At 63.4% G+C, this 25689-nt stretch carries 23 protein-coding genes; 11 read left to right on the top strand and 12 right to left on the bottom strand.

Going from position 1 to position 25689, the window contains the following annotated elements; genetic code table 11:
* Positions 1-16: 16 nt before the first annotated feature.
* The gene (locus A3AI_RS0104245) at positions 17-1594 is read right to left on the bottom strand and encodes a winged helix-turn-helix domain-containing tetratricopeptide repeat protein (RefSeq protein ID WP_024514373.1); all 1578 of its coding nucleotides are present in this window, start codon (positions 1592-1594) and stop codon (positions 17-19) included.
* A gap of 291 nt (positions 1595-1885) precedes the next feature.
* Between A3AI_RS0104245 and A3AI_RS0104240 the strand changes: the two genes are divergently transcribed.
* The 5 genes from A3AI_RS0104240 (at position 1886) to A3AI_RS0104220 (ending at position 6179) form a co-directional block, all read left to right on the top strand.
* A complete protein-coding gene (locus A3AI_RS0104240) occupies positions 1886-2641 on the top strand; it encodes an SDR family oxidoreductase (protein ID WP_024514372.1) in 756 nt (251 codons plus the stop codon).
* Between the two features lie 48 nt (positions 2642-2689).
* Positions 2690-3085: a cupin domain-containing protein gene (locus A3AI_RS0104235; RefSeq protein WP_024514371.1), complete on the top strand. Its 396-nt coding sequence runs from the start codon at positions 2690-2692 to the stop codon at positions 3083-3085.
* A 52-nt stretch (positions 3086-3137) separates the two neighbouring features.
* Entirely contained in the window at positions 3138-4094 is a 957-nt protein-coding gene (locus A3AI_RS0104230) for an MBL fold metallo-hydrolase (RefSeq protein ID WP_084800826.1), read from the top strand.
* A 503-nt stretch (positions 4095-4597) separates the two neighbouring features.
* Positions 4598-5926 (top strand): MFS transporter, encoded by a 1329-nt coding sequence (locus tag A3AI_RS0104225; protein WP_024514369.1) that lies wholly within the window; start codon positions 4598-4600, stop codon positions 5924-5926.
* 28 nt (positions 5927-5954) lie between these two features.
* Positions 5955-6179: a dodecin gene (locus tag A3AI_RS0104220; RefSeq protein WP_024514368.1), complete on the top strand. Its 225-nt coding sequence runs from the start codon at positions 5955-5957 to the stop codon at positions 6177-6179.
* 284 nt (positions 6180-6463) lie between these two features.
* On the opposite strand, the gene groL is transcribed toward A3AI_RS0104220, so the two are convergent.
* The 4 genes from groL to A3AI_RS0104205 form a co-directional block, all read right to left on the bottom strand.
* Positions 6464-8104 carry a chaperonin GroEL gene (gene groL / locus A3AI_RS0104215; protein ID WP_024514367.1) on the bottom strand — a complete coding sequence of 547 codons (1641 nt, stop codon included), beginning with the start codon at positions 8102-8104 and terminating at the stop codon, positions 6464-6466.
* 62 nt (positions 8105-8166) lie between these two features.
* A complete protein-coding gene (locus tag A3AI_RS47220; RefSeq protein WP_198030057.1) occupies positions 8167-8286 on the bottom strand; it encodes a hypothetical protein in 120 nt (39 codons plus the stop codon).
* A 16-nt stretch (positions 8287-8302) separates the two neighbouring features.
* Positions 8303-8407 carry a KUP/HAK/KT family potassium transporter gene (locus tag A3AI_RS49210; protein ID WP_245286827.1) on the bottom strand — a complete coding sequence of 35 codons (105 nt, stop codon included), beginning with the start codon at positions 8405-8407 and terminating at the stop codon, positions 8303-8305.
* Between the two features lie 441 nt (positions 8408-8848).
* Positions 8849-10645 carry an NAD(P)/FAD-dependent oxidoreductase gene (locus A3AI_RS0104205; RefSeq protein ID WP_024514366.1) on the bottom strand — a complete coding sequence of 599 codons (1797 nt, stop codon included), beginning with the start codon at positions 10643-10645 and terminating at the stop codon, positions 8849-8851.
* 661 nt (positions 10646-11306) lie between these two features.
* On the opposite strand from A3AI_RS0104205, the gene A3AI_RS0104200 reads away from it, so the two are divergent.
* Positions 11307-12482, top strand: a complete 1176-nt coding sequence (locus A3AI_RS0104200; protein ID WP_024514365.1) for an LLM class flavin-dependent oxidoreductase — start codon at positions 11307-11309, stop codon at positions 12480-12482.
* A gap of 327 nt (positions 12483-12809) precedes the next feature.
* Here the strand turns inward: A3AI_RS0104200 and A3AI_RS0104195 are convergent, their stop codons facing one another.
* Together A3AI_RS0104195 and A3AI_RS0104190 are read right to left on the bottom strand one after the other, a co-directional pair.
* Positions 12810-13499 (bottom strand): nitroreductase family protein, encoded by a 690-nt coding sequence (locus A3AI_RS0104195; RefSeq protein ID WP_024514364.1) that lies wholly within the window; start codon positions 13497-13499, stop codon positions 12810-12812.
* 359 nt (positions 13500-13858) lie between these two features.
* Positions 13859-14320, bottom strand: coding sequence for a nitroreductase family deazaflavin-dependent oxidoreductase (locus A3AI_RS0104190; protein ID WP_156927624.1), 462 nt, complete (start codon positions 14318-14320; stop codon positions 13859-13861).
* A gap of 229 nt (positions 14321-14549) precedes the next feature.
* On the opposite strand from A3AI_RS0104190, the gene A3AI_RS0104180 reads away from it, so the two are divergent.
* The 4 genes from A3AI_RS0104180 (at position 14550) to A3AI_RS0104165 (ending at position 18620) form a co-directional block, all read left to right on the top strand.
* Positions 14550-15587: an LLM class F420-dependent oxidoreductase gene (locus A3AI_RS0104180; RefSeq protein WP_024514362.1), complete on the top strand. Its 1038-nt coding sequence runs from the start codon at positions 14550-14552 to the stop codon at positions 15585-15587.
* Positions 15588-15708: 121 nt separating this feature from the next.
* On the top strand, positions 15709-16731 hold the full coding sequence (locus A3AI_RS45110; protein ID WP_051382286.1) for an LLM class flavin-dependent oxidoreductase: 1023 nt from the start codon (positions 15709-15711) through the stop codon (positions 16729-16731).
* Between the two features lie 20 nt (positions 16732-16751).
* Positions 16752-17708 carry an LLM class flavin-dependent oxidoreductase gene (locus A3AI_RS0104170; RefSeq protein ID WP_024514360.1) on the top strand — a complete coding sequence of 319 codons (957 nt, stop codon included), beginning with the start codon at positions 16752-16754 and terminating at the stop codon, positions 17706-17708.
* A gap of 57 nt (positions 17709-17765) precedes the next feature.
* Positions 17766-18620, top strand: coding sequence for an LLM class F420-dependent oxidoreductase (locus A3AI_RS0104165; RefSeq protein ID WP_024514359.1), 855 nt, complete (start codon positions 17766-17768; stop codon positions 18618-18620).
* Positions 18621-18733: 113 nt separating this feature from the next.
* On the opposite strand, the gene A3AI_RS45105 is transcribed toward A3AI_RS0104165, so the two are convergent.
* Positions 18734-19696: an LLM class F420-dependent oxidoreductase gene (locus tag A3AI_RS45105; RefSeq protein ID WP_198030056.1), complete on the bottom strand. Its 963-nt coding sequence runs from the start codon at positions 19694-19696 to the stop codon at positions 18734-18736.
* A 113-nt stretch (positions 19697-19809) separates the two neighbouring features.
* Here A3AI_RS45105 and cofH point away from each other — a divergent pair, with 113 nt between their 5' ends.
* Complete coding sequence (cofH, locus tag A3AI_RS0104155) at positions 19810-22176, top strand: 5-amino-6-(D-ribitylamino)uracil--L-tyrosine 4-hydroxyphenyl transferase CofH (protein WP_051382285.1); 2367 nt, start codon at positions 19810-19812, stop codon at positions 22174-22176.
* Here the strand turns inward: cofH and cofC are convergent.
* The 4 genes from cofC to fgd are packed head-to-tail and all read right to left on the bottom strand — an operon-like array spanning position 22173 to position 25589.
* Positions 22173-22850 carry a 2-phospho-L-lactate guanylyltransferase gene (gene cofC, locus A3AI_RS0104150; protein WP_024514356.1) on the bottom strand — a complete coding sequence of 226 codons (678 nt, stop codon included), beginning with the start codon at positions 22848-22850 and terminating at the stop codon, positions 22173-22175. The genes cofH and cofC overlap by 4 nt on opposite strands.
* Entirely contained in the window at positions 22847-23797 is a 951-nt protein-coding gene (gene cofD / locus A3AI_RS0104145) for a 2-phospho-L-lactate transferase (protein WP_024514355.1), read from the bottom strand. Before cofD ends, cofC begins: the two co-directional genes overlap by 4 nt.
* Complete coding sequence (gene cofE, locus A3AI_RS0104140) at positions 23794-24567, bottom strand: coenzyme F420-0:L-glutamate ligase (protein WP_024514354.1); 774 nt, start codon at positions 24565-24567, stop codon at positions 23794-23796. The genes cofD and cofE overlap by 4 nt, the downstream gene beginning before the upstream one ends.
* Positions 24568-24584: 17 nt before the next feature.
* On the bottom strand, positions 24585-25589 hold the full coding sequence (fgd, locus tag A3AI_RS0104135; RefSeq protein WP_024514353.1) for a glucose-6-phosphate dehydrogenase (coenzyme-F420): 1005 nt from the start codon (positions 25587-25589) through the stop codon (positions 24585-24587).
* Positions 25590-25689: the final 100 nt, after the last annotated feature.

Here is a 25689-nt window from a genome sequence, read left to right as displayed (position 1 = left end):
TGATCCGCCCCGCGCCTCACTCCGGCAGCCCTGCCGTCCGCAACCCATCCGCGAAGGTCGCGAGGTCCTCCGGCCGGTGGATCGGGAGCCAATCCGCGAGATTGGAGACGCGTAGCGCGGGGTCGAGCTCGCGCAGATGCTTCATCGCGCGCTGCGCCTCGTCCGACCGGCCGGCGAGCGCATGGCTCGCCGCGATGACACTGACGACCATCAGGAAGCTCGGTAACTCCCGGAAGGCTTTCTCCGCCCACGACGACGCGGCGTCGAAGCGCCCAGCGAACAGATGCGCCACCGCCAGTCCGGCCTGCATGCGGTAGAGCTCGGGGTCGAGTGGGCTCAGCCTCATGGCGTGCGAGAAGTGCTCGATAGCGGCGTCCGGCTCGCCGTTCCAGGTCCGCAGGAATCCGGCGATGAACCAGGCCGACGCGAGATTGGGATTGAGCACGAGCGCCCGGTCGAGCACGGCGATGCCGCCGGCGAGGTCATCGGTGAGGTGGGCGAGCGCATGCCCGCCACGGGTGAGCGCGACCGCATCGTCCCGACCGAGGTCGACGGCCCGGCGCGCCAGGCGGGCGCCTTCGGCGATCTCGCCCGGGCGATCGATCATCCAACCATTGACCTTGCGCCAGAAATAGCACCACGCCGCCATCGCATAGGCCGACGCGAAATGCGAGTCGCGCATGAGCGCTTGGCTGAACTGGGCGAGCGCCGCGTCGATTGACTCCCTGGATCCCAGATGGAGGTGCGCCATGCCGCGCAGATAGTAGTCGTAGGCATCGAGGCTTTCGGTCGGCTTGCGCTTCGCGCGCTCGATCTCGGCCCGCTCGAGCTGCGGCGCGATCGCGCCGATGACGGCCTCGGTGACCTGATCCTGCAGCTCGAAAATATCGTCGAGCGCGCTCTCGAAGCGCTCGGCCCACAGATGCGTCCCGGTGGTCGCATCGATCAGCTGCCCGGTAATGCGCACCTTGTGCGCCGCCTTGCGCACGCTGCCTTCCAGCACATAGCGCACGCCGAGCTCGCGGCCGACCTGTTTCACGTCGACCGCGCGGCCCTTGTAGGTGAAGCTCGAATTGCGTGCGATCACGAACAGCCAGCGAATGCGCGACAACGCCGTGATGATGTCCTCCACCACGCCGTCGGTGAAATACTCCTGTTCGATGTCGCCGCTCAGGTTCAGGAACGGGAGCGCGGCGATGGAGGGCCTGTCGGGGAGGGCCGGCGCCTCTGCGATGGTCTTGCCCGGTGCATCGGGCTCGGTGCAGGCCGCAACGGAGCGGCTGGCGATCTCGCTGACATCGCCGACGAACCGGAATCCCTTGCGGGCAATGGTTCGAAGCAGGCGCTGGTCCTGCCCGCTGTCGCCGATGGCCTTGCGAGCTGCGTTGATGTGACTGGCCAGGGTCGATTCAGAGACGATCCGCCCGGCCCACACAGCATCCAGGAGTTCGTCCTTGCTGACGACGTGCTCGCGGTTCCGCACCAGATGGAGCAGCAGGTCGAAGACCTGCGGCCCGACGGCGATCGGCTCGGCGCTGCGCGTGAGCTCCCGCCGGTCCGAGTCGATCACGTAGTCTTCGAACGCGTACTGCACGTCGCCCTCTCATCGTCACCCATCGGCATGGCCGGCAAGCTGTTGATAGCACGATGATCATCGTCGAAGCTCGCGCGAGTTGTCGCGCCGGTAAAGCAAGCGGAAATTGCCGGAACAGCGGCCGCTGTTGGCACGTTTTGCTCCTTTGTCCGATGTCTTGGACGGAAATCCAGGCTAAATTCAAGCGCGCCTGAAGGCCGCCACAAGGCTTTCCGGCCGCTGATCCGGCATCCTTGCGCATCGAATAAGACGCGATCTGACACCCCCTGCATGCCCTTGGAGCGCAAAATCATGAAAATTGTCGTCATCGGAGGCACCGGCCTCATCGGATCAAAGCTCGTCAAGAAACTACAGGAGAAGGGTCACGATGCCATCGCGGCCTCGCCCAATACCGGCGTCAACACCATCACGGGCGAGGGACTGAAAGAGGCGCTCTCCGGCGCACAGGTCGTCGTCGATCTGGCAAACGCGCCCGTGTGGGAGGACAAGGCGGTGCTCGAATTCTTCGAGACCTCGGGCCGCAACCTGATGGCCGCGGAAAAGGCCGCCGGCGTCAAGCATCATCTGGCGCTGTCGATCGTCGGCAGCGATCGCAGTCCCGACAGTGGCTACCTCCGCGCCAAGGTGGCGCAGGAGAATCTGATCAAGGCGGCCGGCATTCCCTATACGATCCTGCGCTCGACGCAGTTCTTCGAGTTCGTCGGCGGCATCGTCAAATCGGGCGCAGAGGGCAATGTGGTCCGGCTGTCGCCGGCGCTGTTCCAGCCGATTGCCTCGGACGACGTGGTCGCCAACCTGGCCGAACTGACGCTCGCACCGCCGCTGAACGGCACCGTCGAGGTTGCGGGTCCGGAAGCCTGTCCGATGGACCAGTTCGCGCGCAAATTCCTGGCGGCGAGCGGTGACCAGCGCAAGGTGATCGCTGACGTGCACTGGCGCTACTTCGGAGCCGAGCTGAACGACCGCTCGCTGACGCCCGGTGATCGCCCCCGCCTCGGCTCCATCCGCTTCGACGACTGGCTCAGCCGCAACGCGGTTCAGAGCTGAGGCACAGGAGATAACCATGATCCCAGGCAACGAACGAAAGAGGCGACTATGACGATCAAACTCGTTGCGTTGGTTCTTCTGTGCCTCACGACCGGCACGGCGGTGGCTCAGGCTCAGGAGCCTAAGGTCACGCCACACATGTCCAAGGATCTTCCGGAGGCACCCGGCAGGGAAGCCCTGATGATTACGGTCGAGCATGCGCCCGGCGGATCGAGTGCTATCCACCGGCACAATGCACATGCGTTTGTGTACGTGCTGGAGGGCTCCGTCGTGATGCAGCTGAAGGGCGGACAACAGGTGACACTGACACCAGGACAAAGCTTCTATGAAGGCCCTGATGACGTTCATGTCGTCGACCGCAACGCCAGCGGCACCCAGCCGGCGAAATTCCTGGTGGTCTTGATCAAGGACAAGGGCGCCCCGGCGGTCGTGCCCGCACAGTGACCATTGCGCAACGCAAATTACTCGAAAGCTAGGCAGTCGGCAGGAGACAAACATGAGCTTGGACAACACCTCGCAGCCCCCGGTCAAGTACCGCGCCGACAAGGTGAACGCGAAGGACATCCACGGTAGACCGGAGCCCGAGTTGGTTCCGTCGCGCTACGCGCTGAAGGTCGGCGCCATTGAGGTTCTGGTGGTCAGCGATGGGGTGCTATCGCTGCCAGGCGCGATGTTGGGCCACAACGTCGACCCGGCTGTCCGGACGGCTTGGCTGGAAGACATGTTCCTTCCGCCGGACGTGCTCGAGTGGGCGCTGAACGTGGTCGTGGTCCGTAGCGGCGGCCGGACCATACTCATCGACGCTGGGATGGGGGCGGAGTTCCCGGACTTGCCGCGGGCCGGGCGGACGGTCCAGCGACTGGAGGCCGCCGGCATCGATCTCGCATCCGTGACCGACGTGGTGCTCACCCACATGCACATGGACCACGTTGGCGGGCTGCTCGTCGACGGGGTGAGGGACCGGCTGCGTCCGGACCTGCGCATCCACGTGGCAGCCGCCGAAACCAAGTTCTGGGAGTCTCCCGATTTCTCCCACGTCTCCATGCCGCCGGGATTCCCAGACGCGCTTCGGCGGACGGCCAAGCGGTTCTTGCACGAGTACCAGAGCCAGTTGCGCACGTTCGAGGAGAAGCACGAGGTGGCGCCAGGGGTGCTCGTCACACGCACTGGCGGCCACACCCCCGGGCACAGCGTGGTCCGCCTGGCATCCGGTAGCAGCCGGCTGACGTTCGCTGGTGACGCCGTGTTCCAGGTCGGGTTCGAGCACCCCGACTGGTACAACGGCTTCGAACACGACCCCGAGGAGGCGGCCCGCGTCCGGGTCAGTCTTTTGCGGGAGCTGGCGGCGAACCGAGAGTCGCTGGTGGCCACTCACCTGTCGTTCCCGTCCGTCTGCCATGTGGCGGTCGACGGCGACGTCTTTCGCTGGGTACCGGGCCCCTGGGAGTACTGACCGCTTGTTTAGTGCCGAACGAGGCCACCGCATGCGTTTAAACGAAACGGATGGCCGGGCGGTAGGGAGGCGATTATCATTGACGTATAACAGTCACAAGCCGACGGGCGGTGCCTACCCATCGCGAACGCCACGGGAGCCGCGGAAGCAGGCGACACAATTATGAATTGTAAAGCAGGCGCCTGAAATGACAGCGGCGGACAACAGCCCGCCGTTCCACATTCAGTTGCGCGCATGCTGCGCGCAACGAATGAGCGGCCTCCGCAGATTTGTTGCAGCATATCGTCGGTCAACATGACCGACCATTGGAAAATCGGACAGCAATTCTGTCACTAAGCGAAAATTGTTACGATGCGAGCAGCGCAGACTTCGCACCGAAGAGGCAGAAGTCCGCAAGTGAACCCGACAGGTCGCGCCGATGCTTGTCAGAGCGTTGCAATTCGGCCAGTATCCGCGGCCTATTTGAATTTATTTTATCTGCTGCCTTTTTTCGGAGAGCGCCCATGGATGCGCCGAAGGCATTTGAAACCGCGATCATCAAGAAGATATGCTGGCGCATCTTGCCGCTCGTCTTAGTCGCTTATTGCGTGGCCTATGTCGATCGCGCCAATATCGCCGTGGCGGCACTGACCATGAACAAGGATCTGGGTTTCAGCGCCTTCACCTACGGCCTCGGGGCCGGCATATTCTTCTTGGGTTACGTTCTTTTCGAGGTCCCGAGCAACCTTATTCTAGAGCGTGTGGGCGCGCGGCTCTGGATCGCCCGGATCATGTTTACCTGGGGGATTTTGTCCGCGGCATGCGCCTTCATCGCCGGACCGAAAAGCTTTTTTGTGCTTCGCTTTCTGCTCGGCGTTGCCGAGGCCGGCTTTTTTCCGGGCATTGTGCTCTATTTCACTTACTGGTTCCCTGATCGATATCGAGGCCGCATCATCGCGGCCCTGTTCCTCGCCGTGCCGGGCGCGAACGCGCTCTCGAATGTCGTGTCCGGCGCAATTCTCGAAATGAACGGAGTCCTCGGCCTGCGAGGCTGGCAGTGGGTTTTTCTCATCGAAGCAACGCCAGCAGTCATTTTGTCGTTCGTCGTGCTGCGAGTCATGGTCGATCGCCCCTCCCTCGCAGGCTGGCTTGCCGCCGACGAGCGCCAATGGCTGGAAAGGGAGTTGGCCGGGGAACGAGACAGGCTCGAAGCGCGCGAGCGATTGACTCTCGGCAAGGCATTGATGGACCCACGTGTCATCAACCTTTCGATCATCTGGGTGCTGACTGTCACGGCTGGCTACGGGGCGAGCTTCTTCATGCCGCAAATCGTGAAGGGTCTCGGCCTGTCCAATCTGATGACGTCCGTTGCGTCGGCGATCCCCTTTCTCGTTGGCATGATCGCGCTTCTGGTCTGGGGCTGGTCGAGCGATCGAAGGCCGGAGCGTCGATGGCACCTGATCAGCGCATCGGTGATGGGCTCTATTGGATTCGTGGCTGCCGGATTGCTCGGAACCTCCTTTTGGTCGCTCGCGGCGATGTCGCTCGCTCTCGCCGGGATCTACGGCGTACGACCTGCCTTTTGGCCGCTTCCCTCGATATTCCTGAGCGGAACCGCTGCGGCCGGCGGCATCGCGCTGATCAATTCAATCGGGAATCTCGGAGGCTATGTCGGCCCCTTCATCGTGGGCTGGATCAAGGATTCGACCAATAGTTTTGAAATTGCCCTTTACTTTCTCGCTGCGTGCTCGCTTGCCTCGGGTGCCGTTGCGTTTTTTGCCAATAGGGCGTGCGGCGTACCAATTGGCCGACTGCGGGGGGCTCGTAGAGACGCGCTAAGTGGCGTCAAGTAGCAGACTGGCTCACCAGCGGAGGTTCGCCATGCCAGCAATCGAAATGAAGGATCATGTTTATAAGATTCTAGAACTCGTAGGATCTTCCGAAAAAAGTATCGAAGATGCCGTTCAAAACGCCATCACCCGCGCATCAAAGACCATTCGCGAGATGAAATGGTTCGAAGTCGTGCAAACGAGAGGCCATATCGAAAATGGGTCTATCCGACATTACCAGGTCACTTTGCGAGTTGGCTTCACACTCGAGGAGTAGTGTTTTATCGGGCAATCTGAAGTGAATCTGAGATCATTAAACTGGCGAGAATGACCTTCATCCCTGGAGAGCGGTCATCTCCATGCAGCTATCGTCGCCGAGATGGTCGTGTGGCCAGGCTAATGCAGATAGGGCCGGCATTACCGCCGGCCCTTCTTTCTTTTGCGCGCTGAACGGTCGAACTTAGAGCATGATCCGGAAAAGTGTGTAGCGGTTTTCCGAGAAGATCATGCTCAATCAAAAAGCTAAAGCACGGTGGCGATTCAACCTGATCCCATCGCGCTTTAGAAGTCCATACCACCCATGCCGCCGCCCGGAGGCATGCCGGCCGCGGGCGCGGCCTTCTTCGGCAGCTCGGCGACCATCGCTTCGGTGGTGATCAGGAGCGCCGCAACCGACGCCGCGTTCTGGATCGCCACACGGACAACCTTGGTCGGGTCGATGATGCCCTTGCTGACGAGGTTACCGTACTCGCCGGTCTGTGCGTCGAAGCCATAGCCGTACTGTTCCTTCTCCAGGACCTTACCGACCACGACCGAGCCGTCCTCGCCGGCGTTGATCGCGATCTGGCGGGCCGGCCACGACAGCGCCTTGCGCACGATCTCGACGCCCGTCTTCTGGTCGTCGTTCTTGGTGCGAATGCCCTTGAGATGCTCGGAGGCACGAAGCAGGGCGACGCCGCCGCCCGGCAGGATGCCTTCCTCGACTGCTGCGCGGGTCGCATGCATCGCGTCATCAACACGGTCTTTGCGCTCCTTGACCTCGACCTCGGTCGAGCCGCCGACGCGGATCACCGCGACGCCGCCCGCGAGCTTGGCCAGACGCTCCTGCAGCTTCTCACGGTCGTAGTCAGAGGTGGTCTCCTCGATCTGCGCCTTGATCTGCGCCACGCGCGCCTCGATGTCGGCCTTCTTGCCGGCGCCGCTGACGATCGTGGTGTTCTCCTTGTCGATCATCACTCTCTTGGCGCGGCCAAGCATGTTGAGGGTGACGTTCTCGAGCTTGATGCCGAGGTCTTCCGAGATCGCCTGGCCGCCGGTTAGGATCGCGATGTCCTGCAGCATGGCCTTGCGGCGGTCGCCGAAGCCCGGCGCCTTGACGGCGGCGACCTTGAGGCCGCCACGCAGACGGTTCACGACCAGAGTGGCGAGCGCCTCGCCCTCGACGTCCTCGGCGACGATGACGAGCGGCTTGCCGCTCTGCACCACGGCCTCGAGCAGCGGCAGCAGCTCGTTCAGCGAGGAGAGCTTCTTCTCGTTGATGAGGATGTAGGCGTCTTCCATCTCAGCCCGCATCTTGTCGGCGTTGGTGATGAAGTAAGGCGAGATATAGCCGCGGTCGAACTGCATGCCCTCGACGACGTCGAGCTCGGTTTGGAGCGATTTCGCTTCTTCGACCGTGATCACGCCCTCGTTGCCGACCTTCTTCATGGCGTCCGCAAGGAACTTGCCGATCTCGGCATCGCCGTTGGCCGAGATGGTGCCGACCTGGGCGATCTCCTCGTTCGAGGTGACCTTCTTGGAGTTCTTGCCGAGGTCCGAAACAACCGCGTCGACCGCGAGGTCGATACCGCGCTTGAGATCCATCGGGTTCATGCCGGCGGCAACCGACTTGGCGCCCTCGCGCACGATCGCGGCCGCCAACACGGTTGCGGTGGTGGTGCCGTCGCCGGCCGCGTCAGCGGACTTTGAGGCGACTTCGCGCACCATCTGCGCGCCCATGTTCTCGAACTTGTCGTCGAGTTCGATTTCCTTGGCGACGGCGACGCCGTCCTTGGTGATGCGGGGCGCACCGAACGACTTGTCGAGCACCACGTTGCGGCCCTTGGGGCCGAGGGTGACCTTCACGGCGTTGGCGAGAATGTCGACACCGCGCAGCATGCGATCGCGCGCGTCGACGCCGAATTTGACTTCTTTCGCTGACATATCTGTTTTCCCCTTAGTTGATCTCGGCTTTCGTCCTGAGGTGCTGCTCTTGAAGCGGGCACCTAGAAGAACGAGATGGAGTTGGGTCCTAACCTCATCCTTCGAGTATTGTCGGCGCGCAAGATCAGGATGGCGTATTTGAGCCCAACGATCAGGAAAATGACCCATAAGATTGGGGACACGACTCCTATCACTGTTTCAGGCGCGACCCCCGCCCTCGGCAATCGCCTGCTTCAAACCGTAAAGCAGACTCGCGGCAACATCTCCGTAGATAACCCCGAGCGCGGTAAGGAGCGCAACCATCGGCAGTTTCCGGACGCGGGTGTGGGGGCGGCAGGTCGGTCTGAAGGGCGGTCATCCGAACATCCCGCACCAAGAGCATTCAGGCATTCAGAGTAGGGTAGAAAACGCGCGCTGTGAAGGAGGCGGCTACCCGGCTTCGCGTCCCTCCTTCGCGACTGCGGAAAACGGGCCGACGACTGGTCGTAGAGAGCGCGACATTTGTTGAGTTTCGGATTAAGGATGGTCGAACTAAGCGGCGCTTGTGGTATTATCGGGTTTGGGCGCGAACAAGGTGCGCACTCTCTGCGCGAATCTGAGACGCAAGGAATGCAGGAGGCGGCCAGGATGGTTGGCCGCCCCACACGTTGCCGTTCGCAGCGTCTCGAAACGAAAGCCTGATTGCCGCTCCAAGCCCGGGCGCTGTTGGACCACTGCACGAGCCCACGGCGCGTTATGAAGCCCCTAGGCCTTGTGATGGACGGCTTGCAGGCCATAGACCGGCGTCGGAATGCCCTCGTAGCGCGCCTTCAACTGCAGGGAGAGGAACTGCGAGTAGTGGCGCGACTGGTGCAGATTGCCACCGTGGAACCATAGGCCCTCCTGCTGCGTCGGCTTCCACATGTTGCGCTGTTCGCCTTCCCATGGGCCGGGGTCCTTGGTCGTATTGGAGCCGAGCCCCCAGACCTTGCCGACCTTGTCGGCCATTTCCCGGCTGATGAGATCGGCAACAAAGCCGTTCATCGAACTGTAGCCGGTCGCGTAGACGATCACATCGGCGGGCAGTTCCTTGCCATTGTCGAGCTTGACGCCGTTAGGCGTGATTTCCTCGACCTGGCCGGCCACGAGCTTGACCTTACCGTCGATGATAAGTTGCGAGGCGCCGACGTCGATATAATAGCCGGAGCCGCGACGCAGGTACTTCATGAACAGCCCGGAATCGTCGTCACCGAAGTCGAGCCGGAAACCGGCCTTCGTCAACCCTGCATAAAAATCGGCGTCGTCCTTGCGGATCTTGTCGTAGACCGGCTTCTGCAACTGATTCAGGATCTTGTATGGCAACGAGGCGAATATCAAATCAGCTTTCGCCGTCGTCATACCGCCGCGCACTGCGCGTTCGGAGTAGAGATCAGCGATCGATTCCATCAGCGAATCCGAACGCACGATATGGGTGGTCGAGCGCTGCACCATGGTCACGTCGACGCCGGCCTCGTATAGGGCGGCGCAGATATCATGCGCAGAATTGTTAGAGCCGATCACGACGACCCTCTTACCCTTGTAGCGGTCGGGACCTGGATGGCGCGAGGAATGGTGCTGCTCGCCCTTGAATGTGTCCATGCCCTTGAATTGTGGCATGTTCGGCTTGGCGGACATTCCGGTCGCAAACACCAGCTGTTTCGGCTTGAGCGTGATCTCCTTGCCACCACGTTCGACCACAACGTTCCATTCCTTTTTGGCGTCGTCCCAGCTCGCGCGTTTGGCCGTGCTACCGGTCCAGTAGTTCAGCTCCATGACCTTGGTGTACATCTCCAGCCAGTCGCCGATCTTGTCCTTGGGCGAGAACACTGGCCAGTTCTTTGGGAAGTCGATGTAGGGCAAATGGTCGTACCAGACCGGGTCATGCAGGCAGAGCGATTTATAGCGGCTGCGCCAGGAATCGCCGGCGCGTTCGTTTTTCTCGAGGATGATGGTGGGCACGCCGAGTTGGCGCAACCGCGCGCCGAGTGCGATGCCGCCCTGCCCGCCGCCGATGATGAGCACATAGGGCTGGGTCTTGTTGCCGAGTTGCTCGGTTTCCTCGTCTCGCAGCTCCTTCCAGGTTTTGGCGCCAGGATTGACGCCGTGCCGAGCTCCGAGCGGCCGGGTATACCCCGCCCTTTCTTCGTACCCATTCAGTTCGACCAACGTTGTCAAAAGGGTCCAAATATGGCCGTTCTGCAGGCGGATCAGGCCGTAGCCGCGTGCGGCGCCAGTCTCGAACGAGATCCAGCATTCGGTGACGCCATCGGTTTCGGTTGCGCTTTCTCCCTCGGCGATTTTCCAGTTGCGGGGCTGTACGTGCGCAAGGCATGAGCTGAGCATCTGTCGCACTTGATCGCGGCCTTCCATGGTCTTGATGTTCCAGGTGAAGGCAACGAGATCGCGCCAGTAGCATTCCGGCGCGAACATCTCTACCGCGGCGCCGATATCGCCTGCCGCAAGTGCCGCATCAAATTTGTCAAGAAAGCTCTGAATGCGCGCGTTCAGCGTGGTGTCGAGCATCATTTCCTCCCTGTGTCGTTTTTCAGCTTGCTGCGGATACAGCAACGTTATCTCAATTGTTGGATGAATCCAGACTCGCGCAGTCCGATTTTCCAGCAGGCCTTTTTCGCGCTCCTAAGCGTTCACTCACCAAGATACGAATTCGCGCATCGACGAGGGCACGTTTCGAATGTGCAAATGGTGCCAAATATTGCCTTGATCACCGTGATCGCCATATTTGAGTTTGGGAGAACCGGGCACGTCTGCTTCCGATGACGGCTCGCCTCGCGGTGCAGGATTGCAAGCTCAGCGCGTACGTGCCGCTTCTCTCGGGACCGTCCTATTCCCGCGACTGACAAGCGGCAGGTCTCCGGCTACGCATGCCGAAACCCTGGTTCGCATTAACTTGCTCATTCGTGCTTGCCAGCGTCAGCGACGGGGGCTCGAGCGATAGGTGGATATCGCGCAGGCATCGGGTCATGTTCGCCTCTGGCCCGTTGCTACCGTGGAAGCTGGAGCGGACGACCGCTTTGCGGCAATAACAACGTCTTGCAGTTCGCTGCAGGGAGAGGTTATCGTGTCGATCCAATCCCCTAATCGGGGGACCGCGGATGAAGCGCCAGCTTGATCCGGATCAGGAGGCCAGCAAAGGCCCCATCATAAAAGCGGAGGAACCTTCCCAATGACTCAGCGCCTGCGCTTCGGCATTTTCCTCGCTCCTTTCCATAAGCCCGGCATCAACCCAACGCTCGCATTGCAGAGCGATCTCGATCTCATCCAATGGCTGGATCGCTGCGGCTATGATGAGGCGTGGCTCGGCGAGCATCACTCCGCTGGCACCGAGCTCTCCGCTTCTCCGGAAATCATGATAGCGACGGCAGCCGAGCGCACGCGTCACATCAAACTCGGCACCGGGGTGATCAGCGTTTCGTACCACAACCCTCTTTGGGTCGCTGAGCGCATCGTCCTCCTTGACCATTTGACGCGGGGGCGGACGATGCTCGGCCTCGGCCCAGGCTCGTTACCCACCGACGGCGCCATGATCGGGCTGCAGCAGAGTCAGACGCGCGGGTTGCTGGAAGATGGCGTTGCCATCATCACCAAGCTTTTGACCAGCGACGAACCGGTCACGTTCAAAAACGATCGCTGGGACCTGCGCGAGGCGCGGCTGCACCTGCGGCCTCACTCCAATCCACTGTTCGACGTTGCTGTCGCTGCCGTAGCGTCCCCGACCGGCGCCAAGCTTGCCGGCCGATATGGCCTGGGCATGCTATCGGTGGGCGCCACCACCGCCGCCGGCTTTGATGCCCTGGCGCTGCACTGGGATGTGCTGAGTGCGGAGGCGAAGGCGCATGGCAAGACCGTCGACCGGAGCAAGTGGCGGCTTGTTGGCCTGTGCCACATCGCGGAGACCAAAGAACAGGCGTATCGCGACGTGGAATATGGCATCGAGCATTGGTTCCGGTACTTCCAGCAGGTCGCCGCATTCCCCCAAATGGCGGTGGTCGGCAACTCCGTCGCCGAAATGATTGAGTTCATCAACGGCTCAGGCCTCGGTGCTATCGGCACGCCGGACGCGTGCGCCGCCCAGATCGAGCGGTTGTGGCAACAATCTAACGGCGGCTTCGGCGCCTATCTCCTGCTGGCGCACAACTGGGCCAATCCTTCGGCAACGATGCGCAGCTATGAACTGATCGCACGCGAGGTGATGCCGCAGTTCCAGGGCCACGCGCAGGCAACGCTTGATGCCGCGCGCCGCGCCAAGGAGGTCCGCGAGAGCCTCGCGGCGGCACAGGCGCAAGCCGTCGAAGATGCCCGAGCGCGCTATGGCGCGGAAGTGGCCAAGCGGCAGGCTTGAGCAGTTCGGCAGCGCTGCAAATCTAGCCATTACGGGCGAGCGCCCTTCGGCGCTCGCCCGCCCGATACGCACAGCGCGCTCAGTTCGTTCAGGCGCTGAATTTCTTTATCGGTCGCCAGAACGTAACAGATTCCGCAAGGAGACATCCCTCGCTCAAGACCGGGTGAAGGGCCGGCAGCGGGCTTTTGAATAGGCACACCCCGTGCCGATGGCGCAACATGGTGGAACCTTGCAATGACCTGTTTTGCGACGATTTATCTTGCGACCACCTGCCGTTGCACCGCGCTGGGATACGAAGCGATCCACGATCTCACCCACGACCATCGATCAACTCGGCCACGCGACGCCCCAACGATCCACATATGCCACCTCGCTCACCGGTTTGCGTGCCAGCGGTCCGAATTTCCCCTGCGGATAGCCGATCGGCATTAACGCGTAGGTCGATACGTCGGGTGGCAAGCCGAGCAGCGCCTTAACTTCTTCCTCGCACCGGATGTGGTTGGTCGTAATCAACGTGCCCAATCCGAACGCACGGCATGCCAGGATGATGTTCTGCACAGCCGGATAGATGCTCGCCCCGTGAATCCGCCGTTCATAAGCAAGCTCTCGCTCATACATCGCGTCTAAAAACGGCGGCAACGTTGCGCGCGCCGGCGTGGCACGCTCTTGCAGGCAGGGAACCAGCAGCACCGGCGCTTCACCCATGTGGTCCCACAAATATGCTCCGGAAGTCATCAAGCGCCGATACTGCTCTTCGGTCATATGCGCAGGCCGACTGCGCGCCTTGTACATCTCGCTCGCGATATCGGAAGCCTTGCGGTAGATCATGCCCAGTTGGCGCCGTTGCTCGCCATCGCGCACTACGATGAATGCCCAGTTCTGGGTGTTGCCCGCCGAGGGCGCTCGGATGGCGGCATCCAGAATGCGGGTGATGATCTCGTCTGGGACGGGATCGGGTTTGAGCCGGCGCAGCGCTCGTGCGGAGTAGATGGCGTCGAACAGTCCGATCTCAAGCATCGCAAGCCTCACAGTGTCTTTGTAGCTTCGATCTGCGCCCGAGAATGTTCGTCGGTCGGAGACTTGAACGGGACGCTGGTAGCTGGCGCTCAAGTAAATGGGCAGATCGAGACAAATCAGGCCGACGATCTCGTCACGGACACGAATTGGGTCTCTCGCAAGGCCGCGCCCGGCTTCGATAAGACTATCTCATGCGCGTTCATTTCTGGCGGGCTAGGAGAGCAGACGCAATGGTCGAATTATCATCGCGGGAAGTCCAGCGCGGATTCTCACTCCGATGCGCCATGGAAACCGGCGAGGCCGGCGAGATAAAGCCGTACGCGCAGCACCGTCGCCGAGGTTGCCCGCTGCCACGTACCCTAATTGACCGGGTCCAGCACGACCACCGGTATCTCGCGCTCGGTCTTGAGCTGATAGTCGGCGTAAGGCGGCCAGAATTCGAGCGCTTTTGTCCAAAGCCGGCGGCGTTCCTCGCCCTCCGTTGTCCTGGCCCGCGCGTTCATCTTCTTGGTCCCGACTTGTACTTCGACGTCTGGCGTCGCGAGAATGTTGCGATACCACCCTGGGTGTTCGGGCGCGCCGCCCTTTGAGGCAACCACGAAGTAACTGCCGCCGTCCATTCCATAGAACAGCGGGAATATGAACTTATCGCCAGACTTGCGGCCGGTGGTGGTCAACAGCAGCGCTGGCGCCGTGATCTCACCTCGCTCGGGCAAGGTTACCTTGTACATATGCCCGTCGGTTCCGCCACTAGCAAGATAGCGGTTCGCGTGCTCGAGCATCCAGTCCGGCAGGTTCGGCGCGAGTTTCGCTTCAGCCATCGTGCCCTCCGTTTAAAGCTGCAGGGAATATACCATCGGGCGCCGAATCGGCCAAATCCGGATTCAAGAGCGAGCCGATTTGGCACTCCCGGATCGCGCCTTCCAAACGCCATCATGGCGCGCGGCAAGCGCATCGGCGAGCCGCCCTTCATGGCAGTCTCCCGGCCTTCGCCGACACTGTTCAAGCGACCCGGCCCTTCGTATCCTTAGGGCCGCGGAGGACGTGACGATGAAGCTTGGTCTGTCAATCGGTCATTCGGGCGCACATCTGGAGGTGCCGGTCGCACTCGTGCAGCGCGCGGAAGAACTGGGTTACGACTCGGTCTGGTCGGCCGAAGCCTATGGCTCCGATGCGATCACGCCGCTCGCGTTCCTGGCCGCCAGGACCAGCCGCATCAAGCTCGGCACCGGCATCATGCAATTGGCCGCGCGAACGCCTGCCAATGCCGCCATGTCGGCCGCCAGCATTGACATGATGGCCGGCGGGGGCCGCTTCATAGCGGGCCTGGGCGTCTCGGGACCACAAATCGTCGAGGGGTGGTACGGCCAACCGTGGGGCAGGCCCTATTATCGGGTCAAGGACTACGTCGCGATCATGCGCAAGATCTTCAAGCGCGAAGGCCCCGTGACACACGAAGGCCGCGAGATCAGTCTGCCCTACAAGGGCGAGGGCTCCGCCGGACTGGCCAAGCCGCTGAAATCAATCCTGCACATGAATCCCGACATCCCGATCTATCTCGCAACCGGCGGCGAAACGATGGTCAAGCTAACGGCAGAGATCGCCGACGGCTGGCTGCCGATGGGCTTCGTGCCGGGCGCCATGGAGGAGTACGGCCCGTGGCTGAAGGAAGGCTTCCGCCGTGCCGGCAACGGCAAGAGCCTGAAGGATTTCACCATCCAGGCCTCCGTCCATGTCGAGGTCGACAACGACGTGAAAGCGGCGCTGACACGGCTCAAGCCGGAGGTGGCGCTCTATGTGGGCGGCATGGGTCACCGGACCAAGAATTTTCACAACGACGTCATGGTTCGGCGTGGCTTTGGCGACGCCGCCAAGCGCATCCAGGAACTCTATCTCGCCGGCCACAAGGAAGAAGCCATCGCCACCGTGCCCGACGAGTGGGTCGATCTGAAATCGCTGGTCGGCCCACCCGCCCGCATCCGCGAACGCTACCGCGCCTGGGAGGACAGCGGTGCGGATTCGCTCAGCGTGCGATCGAGCCAGCCCGAGGCCATCGAGGTGATGGCCAAGGCCGCACGACTGATCTGAGCTGCGAGCGGGCGGATGGACAATGCGCCAGCCACGCGGTGAACCCTGCGCGGTCTCTTCCGGGAGCGCGCCACTAGCTCGTGCTCCACGCGCACATCGAGATGAGCGGAGAACAAGCATCATGCGTCCACCCCTTCGCGTTGGCACCGTCTACGATTTCCGCAATACGCCGGAATCAGGCATGGACATGCCAAGCTTGTACGCCGCGATCATGGATCAGGTAGCCATGCTCGACGGGCTCGGGCTCGATCTCGTGTGGTTTACCGAGCACCATTTCCTCGATGACGGCTACCTGCCGTCGTGGGTACCGATGGCGGCCGCGATCGCCGCGCGTACCAGGCGTGTGCGGCTGTCGAGCGACGTCTGCCTGCTGCCGTTCAACCATCCGCTGCGGCTGGCCGAGGACCTCGCCGTGCTCGACAATATCAGTAATGGCCGCATCGAGGTTGGCGTCGGCATGGGCTACGCACCGCACGAGTTCCGCGGCTTCGGTCTGCCCGTCTCGCGCCGGGTGTCGCTGACGGACGAGGGAATCGAGGTGCTGCGACTTTGCTTCACCGGCGAGAAGTTCAGTTTCCACGGCAAGCGCTACGATTTCGACGACGTGGTGATCAGGCCGCGTTACGTGCAAGTGGGTGGGCCGCCGCTCTGGATCGCTGCGATGTCGGAGCCCGGCGCGCAGCGCGCGGCACGCAATGACAGCAACTTCCTGCCGCAGGGTGCGCGGTCAATGGTGCTCGATCCGTGGCGCGCGGCGCTGAAGGCGTCGGGCCGCGACCCCGACAGCTATCGCGTCGGCATCATCCGCTCCTGCCTCGTAACCGACGACGCCGAACGAGAGTGGCCGGCCGTGCGCGCCGCCGAGCGCTATCGCGGACAAGTCTATCGCAGCTTCAACAAGGACGAGAGCGCGGCCGGCGGCGTTTCGGGCAACACGCGGGAGGCCAGCATCCCGCAGACGTGGGTGGTCGGCAATGTCGAGCACTGCGTGAAGGAACTGACGTCCTTCGTGCGCGAATACGGCATCACCGACCTCGTCACCTGGGCGGTGCCGCCGGGCATGCGGCCAGACCAGATGAACGGCAGTCTCGAACGCTTCGTGCGCGACGTGGCGCCCCGCGTCAAAGCCGCCGCCGCGGCCTAGAGCAGAACAAGGGACGGGGCATGGGTGTCGGAATCGGACTGGGCTGTGCGGAATTTCCGTTTTCCGGCGCGGCGGCGTATTGGCGCTGGATCGACATGTGTGAGGCCGGCGGCGTGGATTCGATCTGGCAGACCGACCGGATCGTCGGCCGTCAACCGTTCCTTGAATCGATGACCACGATGGCGGCCCTGGCGGGGCGCACGCGGCGCTTGCGGTTCGGCATGAACGTCGTGTCGCTGGCGTTCCGCGACCCGGTGCTGCTGGCCAAGCAGTGTGCGACCGTTGACGTGCTGTCCGAGGGCCGCCTGCTGCCGGCTTTCGGCATTGGTAGCCCGCTGGCACCCGAATGGCAGACACTCGGCATAGACACCAAGACGCGGGGTCGCAAGACCGACGAGTGCCTCGAGATCATCCGCCGCCTGTGGCGAGAGGAGTCGGTCGACTTCAGCGGCGCCTTCTACGAGTTGAAGGGCGTCTCAATCGCGCCGAAGCCCGTGCAGCCCGACCTGCCGATGTGGATCGGCGGCTCGACTGACGCGGCGGTCCGGCGCACAGCGCGCTTCGGCACCGGCTGGCAGGCTGGCGGCGACCCGCCGGCCGAGGCGGGGCGCGTCGTAGCCGCGATCAAGGCCGCCGCTACTAAAGCCGGCCGATCAATCGACGACGATCATTACGGCGCCGGCTTCGCGTTCCATTTCGGCAACCAGGATACGCCCGTCGTCGGCAGGGCGATGGATGCCTACGCCAAACGCACCGGACGCGACGCCACGCATGCGTTTGCGATCGGCGACGCTGATACGATCCTCGCGCGCCTCGCCGAATACGTCGATGTCGGCGTGTCGAAGTTCATCTTGCGGCCATTGGGCGGCGATGACGACGCCATTCTGGCCCAGACTCGTTTGCTGATCGAGCACGTGTTGCCGCGCGCGGCGGCGCGGTGGCCGAGACGTCCGAAGGTCGCCTCGACCGACAGATAACGACGAAATCCATCGCCGGCCAACCGGTCCGCGAGCGACGCCACGAGGGAGAGAACGATGCGCATCGGCGGAGCCATGTTTTTTACCGACTACTCGATGTCGCCAGCCGAACTTGCGCGGGCGCTGGAGGACCGCGGCTTCGATTCACTCTGGGTGCCCGAACACTCCCACATTCCATTAACGCGCAAGTCGCCCTTCCCCAGCGGCGGCGATCTCCCGAAAAAGTACTACGATGTGATGGACCCGTTCGTGGTGCTGGGCGCCGCCGCGGCGGTGACCAAGACGCTGCTGCTCGGGACCGGCATTTGCCTGATCGCTCAGCGCGACCCGATCCAGACCGCCAAGCAGGTCGCTTCGATCGACCAGGTCTCGGGCGGCCGTTTCCTGTTCGGCATCGGCAACGGCTGGAACGAGGACGAGATGGCCAACCACGGCACCGCTTTCGCGAGCCGCCACAAGCTGGCACGCGAGCGTATCGAGGCCATGAAGGTGATCTGGACGGCGTCGAAGGCCGAGTACCATGGCGAGTTCGTGAACTTCGCGCCGATGATGGCCTGGCCGAAGCCGGTCCAGAAACCGCACCCGCCGATCATCGTCGGCGGCGCTTTCCCGCACGGCGCGCGGCGGGCCTTGCGCTACGGCGACGGCTGGATGCCTCACCGCGCACGCACCCAATATGCCGACGTGCAGGCCCTGCTGCCGAAGTTCCGCGAGATGGCGGCTGAAGCCGGCCGCGACCTGGCGTCGATGCCGATCACGATCTGGGGCGCCAAGGAGAACCTCGACATGCTCAAGCGCGACCGCGACGACGGCGTTTCGCGCCTGGTGGTCAGCCTCGATTCCGGCAAGGCCGATACGATCCTGCCGGAACTCGATCGTTGGGCGACGTTGATCCGCCAGCTCGGCAGCTAAGCCGGCGGCAGAGGCTAAAACATGATCCGGAGAAGTGTAGCGGTTCTCCGAAAAGATCATGCTCAATCAAAGACCTAAAGCGCGATGACTATTCAACCGAATCTCATCGCGATTTAGACGAGCGGCAAGACCTCGGTTCTGAATTTCTGCATACCGGCGAGGACTTCGTCGGCTGTCGAGCCGCCGAATCCGAAATCGATGCAGCCAACCCCCATGTCGCGGAGCGCCCTGATGTCGGCGGCGACGAGCGCCGGCGCGCCGGCCAACAGGCGATGCTCGCCATCACTGGCCTGCGGTGGCGCGGTCTCACCGAACGCCGTGCAACGCAAGCTGAGGCCGACCACTTTTGGATCGCGCCCCGCTTCGGCGGTCATCTTGCGCAGGCGGTCCACCTGGGTCTTGAAACGCGCCAGGCTATCGAGCGGATTCTGCGGATTGGTCCCGATCGGATACCAGGCATCGCCGATGCGGGCAGCCCGCCGCAGCGCCGGACCGCTCTCGCCTCCGACCCAGATCGGCGGATGCGGCTTCTGCACGGGCTTTGGCTCAAGAAGGATGTTGGAAAATCGGACATGCTTGCCGTCGAACTTCGGCGCATCCTTCGTCCAGAGTTCGACGAAGGCGCGCACATATTCGTCGGTCACCGTTCCACGCGCATCGAAGTCCGGCGCGTCGATGGCCTCGAACTCCTCACGCATCCAGCCCGCACCGATACCCAGCGTCAACCGGCCGCCAGAGAGAACGTCGATGCTGGAAAGAATCTTGGCGGTCAGCACGGCCGGTCGATGCGGCACCACCATGACGGAGGTTACGAGACGCAGGCGCGTCGTCTTCGCGGCGATCCAGGCGATCTCCGTCAGCTGTTCGTGCCGCTCGCCGCGGGACCCGCTGGGGAACTCCCCGGAGGCGCTATAGGGATATTCGGCTGCGATCGCGGTCGGAATCACCACGTGGTCGCTGAACGTCGCGTAGTCGAAGCCCAACGCCTCGCCACCGACCACGATCTTCGAAAGGTTATCCGCGGCCGACAGGGGGCCGGCGGTCGGTGCGTTGAAGCCGATCAGCATTTGTTGCATCCCTCCTCGTATTGCATCGCTGGCGTCGATGCGACACCATGCGGCCATCAGCGGGTGGCGGCAAGCGCGTCCCGCGACGACATGCGCCCCTCTGAAGACGGAAACGACGGATTATGACGGCAACCGGTAGACAGGTGACGCGGCAGCAGTTCGACGCTCCGCTCGCCCAACTGATGGCGGAAGCCGCGGCCTTGCGCGATTCCGCCCACGGCCGGCTGATTTCCTACTCGCGCAAAGTCTTCATTCCGCTCACGAAACTCTGCCGCGACGTCTGTCACTACTGTACGTTCGCGGAAGTGCCGCGTGCGGGCAAGCCCATCTATCTCTCCCCCGACGAGGTGCTGAGCATCGCTCGTGCCGGCGCGGCCGCAGGTTGCACCGAAGCGCTGTTCACGCTGGGCGACAAGCCCGAGTTGCGATATCAGGCCGCGCGCGACGGATTGAAGGCGCTCGGCCACGACACCACGATCTCCTATCTGACCGCGATGTGCGCGCTGGTGCTGCGCGAGACAGGATTGCTCCCGCATGCCAATCCCGGCGTGATGACGCGCGAGGAGATCGCCGGCCTGCGCGAGGTGACGGCCAGCCAGGGCATCATGCTGGAGTCCACCAGCGAGCGGCTCTGCCGGCAGGGCGGCGTCCACTACGGTTCTCCCGACAAACATCCTGCAGTCAGGCTGGAAACCCTGCGTCTGGCCGGCGAACTGAAGGTTCCATTCACGACCGGCATCCTGATCGGCATCGGCGAGACACGCGACGAGCGGATCGACGCGCTGGAGGCCATCCGGGACCTGCACGCCGCCCACGGTCACATCCAGGAAGTCATCGTCCAGAACTTCCGGGCCAAGCCCGACACCAAGCTTGCCAATTCGCAGGAACCGGATCTCGACGACCTGCTGTGGACCATCGCGACGGCGCGTCTCGTTCTCGGGCCCGACATGAATATCCAGGCCCCGCCAAATCTGTCGCCCGGAGTCTATCAAAAGCTGATCGGCGCGGGGCTCAACGACTGGGGCGGCATCTCGCCCGTCACGCCCGATCACGTGAACCCCGAAGCGCCGTGGCCTGCCATTGCCGAACTCGCCCGCAAGAGCGCGGACGCGGGCAAGCTGCTGGTAAACCGCCTGCCGATCTATCCCGCCTATGTGCGCGCCGCCGATACCTGGCTGGCTACCGACATTGCCATCCGCGCGCGGCGCATGAGCGACGCCGAAGGCTTCGCGCGCGACGACGATTGGGCACCCGGCAACACCAAGCCGCCGCCGGCGCCGCCGGCGTTCGCCCGAATCGTCGACGCTCGCATCGCGAGAATCGTCGAGCGTGCTACGTCGGGCGAACGGCTCGCCTCGAACGACATCGTGCATCTGTTCGCGGCACGCGACGCCGACCACCGGTACGTCACGCAGGCCGCCGACGCGCTGCGACGCGCGGTCAGTGGCGACGTCGTGCGTTACGTCGTGAACCGCAATATCAATTACACCAACATCTGCTACTTCAAGTGCAAGTTCTGCGCCTTCTCGAAAGGCCGCACGCACGAGGATCTGCGCGGCGCACCTTATGATCTCGCCATCGAGGAGATCACGCGTCGCTCGATCGAGGCGTGGGATCGCGGGGCGACGGAAGTGTGCCTGCAGGGCGGCATCCATCCCGACTATACCGGCGCCACGTACGAAGCGATCTGCCAGGCGATCAAGGCGGTCGTTCCGGAGATGCACATCCACGCCTTCTCGGCCCTGGAGGTGACGCAAGGTGCGGCCACGCTCGGACTCGCGATCCACGAGTTCCTCGTAAGGCTGAAGGCGGCCGGTCTCGGCACCCTGCCCGGAACGGCGGCCGAAATCCTCGAAGATGAGATACGCGCCATCATCTGCCCCGACAAGATCAATACCGGACAGTGGCTCAACGTGCAGCGCGCCGCCCACAAGGCGGGACTACGCACCACCTCGACCATCATGTACGGGCACGTCGAAACGTCGAGCTCGTGGGCGAAACATCTCCTCGCGCTCCGCGACTTGCAGGCCGAAACCGGCGGCTTCACCGAGTTCGTGCCGCTGCCCTTCGTTCACATGGAAGCGCCGATGTATCGCCTCGGCATGGCGCGCCCCGGCCCGACGTTCCGCGAAGCCGTGATGATGCATTCGGTCGCTCGCCTGGTCCTGCATCCGATGATCCCCAACATCCAGACGTCCTGGGTGAAGATGGGGCCGGCCGGCGCGGCAGTCTGCCTGAATTCGGGCGCGAACGATCTCGGTGGCACGCTGATGAACGAGAGCATCTCGCGCGCCGCCGGCACCCAGCACGGTCAGGAGTTTCCGCCGCACCAGATGGAAGCGCTCATCCGCTCGATCGGCCGCGAACCGATGCAACGCGACACTCTCTATCGGCCGGTGCCAGAACACCGTCGTGCGGCATCCATGACCGCGGCCGACTTGGAGCCGATCGTGCAGACGCCGCCGCGCAAGAAAACGGCGGTCTGTTAGGCGATGCCGCGCGCGGCCAGCAGCGCGGGAACGCCAAATTCGTCGAGGAGCGCGCGAGTGCGAGTGCCCGCTGATTGCGGCAGACGCAGGAAAAGCGCCAAATCGATCGGATGGTCGATATCCATTGCAATTCCGGGCTTACGGATCACCGTCGGCTCAATGCCCTGACGGCGCGCGGCATCGAGGTGCGGAAAGTAGCTGTTGTCGCCGAAGCGAAGCGGCACCGATTCCGGCGGCGAGCAGACGACAGCATTGGATCCGAGGTCGTCATGCGCCGGCGAGATCGTGAAGGAGGGCGCGGCGAGATGCGCCGATAATACCGCGTCGATTTCGCCGGAGCGGGTGGCTGGAATGTCTCCCGGCATCGTGATCATGCCGTCGCGCCTTTCGCGCGCGAGAAGGCGGCGGCCGGCGTTCACGCTGCCGGTATGTCCGTCCCGCGCGCCCTCGGTCACGATCCGCGCACCGATCTTTTCGCCAAGAGCCGTCGCATGTGGATCGAGCGTGACGATCAGCACGCCGGCCAGAAGCCGGGAGCCGGCAACGGCCTCGAGCATGTCCGTCAGCATGGTCTCGGCGAGAAGACGGCGTTCTGACGGCGCCAGCAGGCCCGACAGCCGATGCTTGGCGCCATCGAACTCCTTGACCGGAATGACCGCCCAGATGTCGCTCATCGCTGCGAGGCCAGTGCATCCGCCGCGGCGAGCGCCACCCGCGCCAGCGTCTCCCGATCCTGCAGGCTTTTCATCAGGGTTCTGGCGATCGTGACCCGCGCGCCGACATTGCCGACCCCATCGGCGTCGGCGTGATCTACGATATAGCCATCGAGCAGGTCGCCATAGCGTGCGGCGACGCCGGCGGCACTGGCCTCGAGGCCGAGCTCGCGCATCATCTTCGCGGTCGGGCCCTTGACGGCCTGCCCGCCGATGATTGGCGACACCGCGACAACCGGTGCGCCGCTGGCCTTGATCGCATCGCGCATGCCGGGGATCGCCAGGATCGGCTCGACACTGATGAAAGGATTGGACGGGCAAATGATCACGGCCCGCACCTCGCCCGAGCGCAGCGCCGCCACGATGTTGGCATGCGGCCGGGCGAGTGTCACGCCGTCGAAAGCCAGCTCATGGACAACCGGCCTGCACTGCTGGCGTACGAAGTAGTCCTGGAAGTCGATCCAGCCCGCGTCGGAGCGCACGCGGGTCCGCACGCGGTCGTCGCTCATCGGCACCACGCGGGGACCGATGCCGAGGCGCCGGCAGATGTCGGCGGTCACCTCCGACAGTGTCTGCCCCAGGCGGAGGCGCCGGGTGCGTTCGACATGCAGCGCGAGATCGCGATCGCCGAGCCGAAACCAGTCCTCGCCGCCGAGCGCGCCGATGCTGTCCATGAACGACCACGTCTCGTCACGCCGGCCCCAGCCGGTGGCGGGATTGTCGATGCCCGCGAGGACGTAGGTCAGCGTGTCGATATCGGGCGAGATGCTCAGTCCAAGATGCTCAAAATCGTCGCCGGTGTTGGCGACCACGAGCAATTCGTTGGCCGGCAGGACGCGGCTCAGACCGAGCGCCAGCTTGGCGCCGCCGACTCCGCCGGACAGTGCCACGACAAGTCGTTTGCTCATCGGAACATGTCCTCTTCGGCTGGGCGCACCAGCTCGGACGCACTATTGTCGGGACCACGCCATGTCAGACCGCGCACGACCACGACAGGCTGGCCTTCGGCACCCTGCCCCATCACGAGCGACGCTGCAGCCGCGATCTCGTCGGCGTGCCCGGTGATGCTGACCTGAAGCTCGCGGCCGAACAGATCGGGCGAGCCTCGCAGGTCCATCAGAGACGGTAAACCGGCTGCGCCAATCGCGACGCCGCAGGTACCGCGCCGCCAGGCACGGCCAAAGCTGTCGCTAATGATCACCGCCACTGGCACCCCGAACCTCAGCGACAGGCGCTTCCTCAATATGTCCGCACTGCCGTCGGGATCGACCGGCAGTAGCAGTGCGCGTTGGGGATCATCGGGTGAGGCCACGTTGGACTGGTCGATGCCCGCATTGGCCATCACGAAACCCAGCCGGTGTTCGACGATCAGAACGCCCGGCCTTGCCCGCACCACGCGCACCGATTCCGACAGGATCAGTTGGACAAGGCGCGGATCTTTATGGACCTTGCCGGCGAGTTCGATCGCCTCGGTCGAGGGTTCGACGGTGGCTAAATCGACCATGCGCCCCTCGGCCTTGGACACGATCTTCTGCGTCAGCACGAAGACGTCGCCGCCACGAGGCACGAGGCCACCCTGCGCCAGCCCCTCGCCGATCAAGGCGACGAGATCGTCGTCCTCACGCACCAGCGGAATGCCGGGGACGGCAAGCATCTCGACAACGTTGCTGCGTTTCATCGGCCGATCCTGCGCACTCAACCGAAACGCTTGCGCAGCCGCGGCAGCACGTGCTCGCCGTAGAGCCTCAGGAAGCGCGCCTGGTCGGGTCCGGGCGCGTGGAACACCAGATGCCGGAAGCCGAGACCGGCATAGTAACCGATCCTCTCGACGTGCTCGTCGGCGTCGCTGGACACGATCCATCGACTGGCGGCGCGCTCCAGCGGCAGCGCGTCGGCGAGGCGCTGCATCTCGACGGGATCCTCTACCGTCGTCTTTTCCTCAGGCGTCAGTGCCAGCGCCGCCCAGTGGCGGGTGTCCTCGAGCGCTCGCACCTTGTCGGTGTCGAACGACACCTTGACCTCCATCATGCGATCGTAGGACCGCGACGGATCCTCCGAGGCCGCGATGCCCTCCGCGACTTTCGGCAGCAAAGTCTCGGTATAGAGTTCCGGGTTCTTGCCGCTGGTGCAGATGAAACCTTCGGCGGCGCGGCCGGCGTAACGCGCCACAAGGGCACCCGCGGCCGCGACATAGATCGGCACCGGCGTGTCGGGGCGGTCGTAGATCGTCGCCTTGTCAGTCTTGTAGTACTGGCCCTCGAAGCTGACCCGCTCCTGCGTCCAGAGCGCCCGGATCAGCGCGACGGCTTCACGCAGGCGAGCGAAGCGCTCCTTGAATTCCGGCCAAGGCTGGCCGGTCGAAGGCACTTCGTTTAATCCTTCGCCGGTGCCGATGCCGAGCACGACGCGTCCCGGGAACATGACGCCCATCGTGCCGAACGCCTGGGCGACGATGGAAGGATGGTAGCGGAATGTCGGCGTCAGCACGCTGGTCCCGATCACGACGCGCGATGTTCTGGCACCCAGCGCGCCCAGCCACGTCAGCGAGAACGGCGCATGGCCGTCGACGTGCTTCCATGGCTGAAAGTGGTCGCTGATGAAGACCGAATCGAAACCGACCTCCTCGGCAAGACACGAGAAGCCCAGCAACTTGCCCGGCGCGAACTGCTCTGCCGATGCCTTGTATCCGAGCTTGATCACCGCACGTCTCCTGGCTGGCACCGGTCGATGCCGATGCCATGGTTACCCGTCGCGGAAATCTATAGATTAGCGGGAAACCGGCAACCAGCCAAAAAGGAAG

The organism is Bradyrhizobium sp. Tv2a-2, from assembly GCF_000472425.1.
In the GTDB taxonomy this organism is placed as follows: domain Bacteria; phylum Pseudomonadota; class Alphaproteobacteria; order Rhizobiales; family Xanthobacteraceae; genus Bradyrhizobium.
This window is presented reverse-complemented; position numbering and strand designations above follow the sequence as displayed.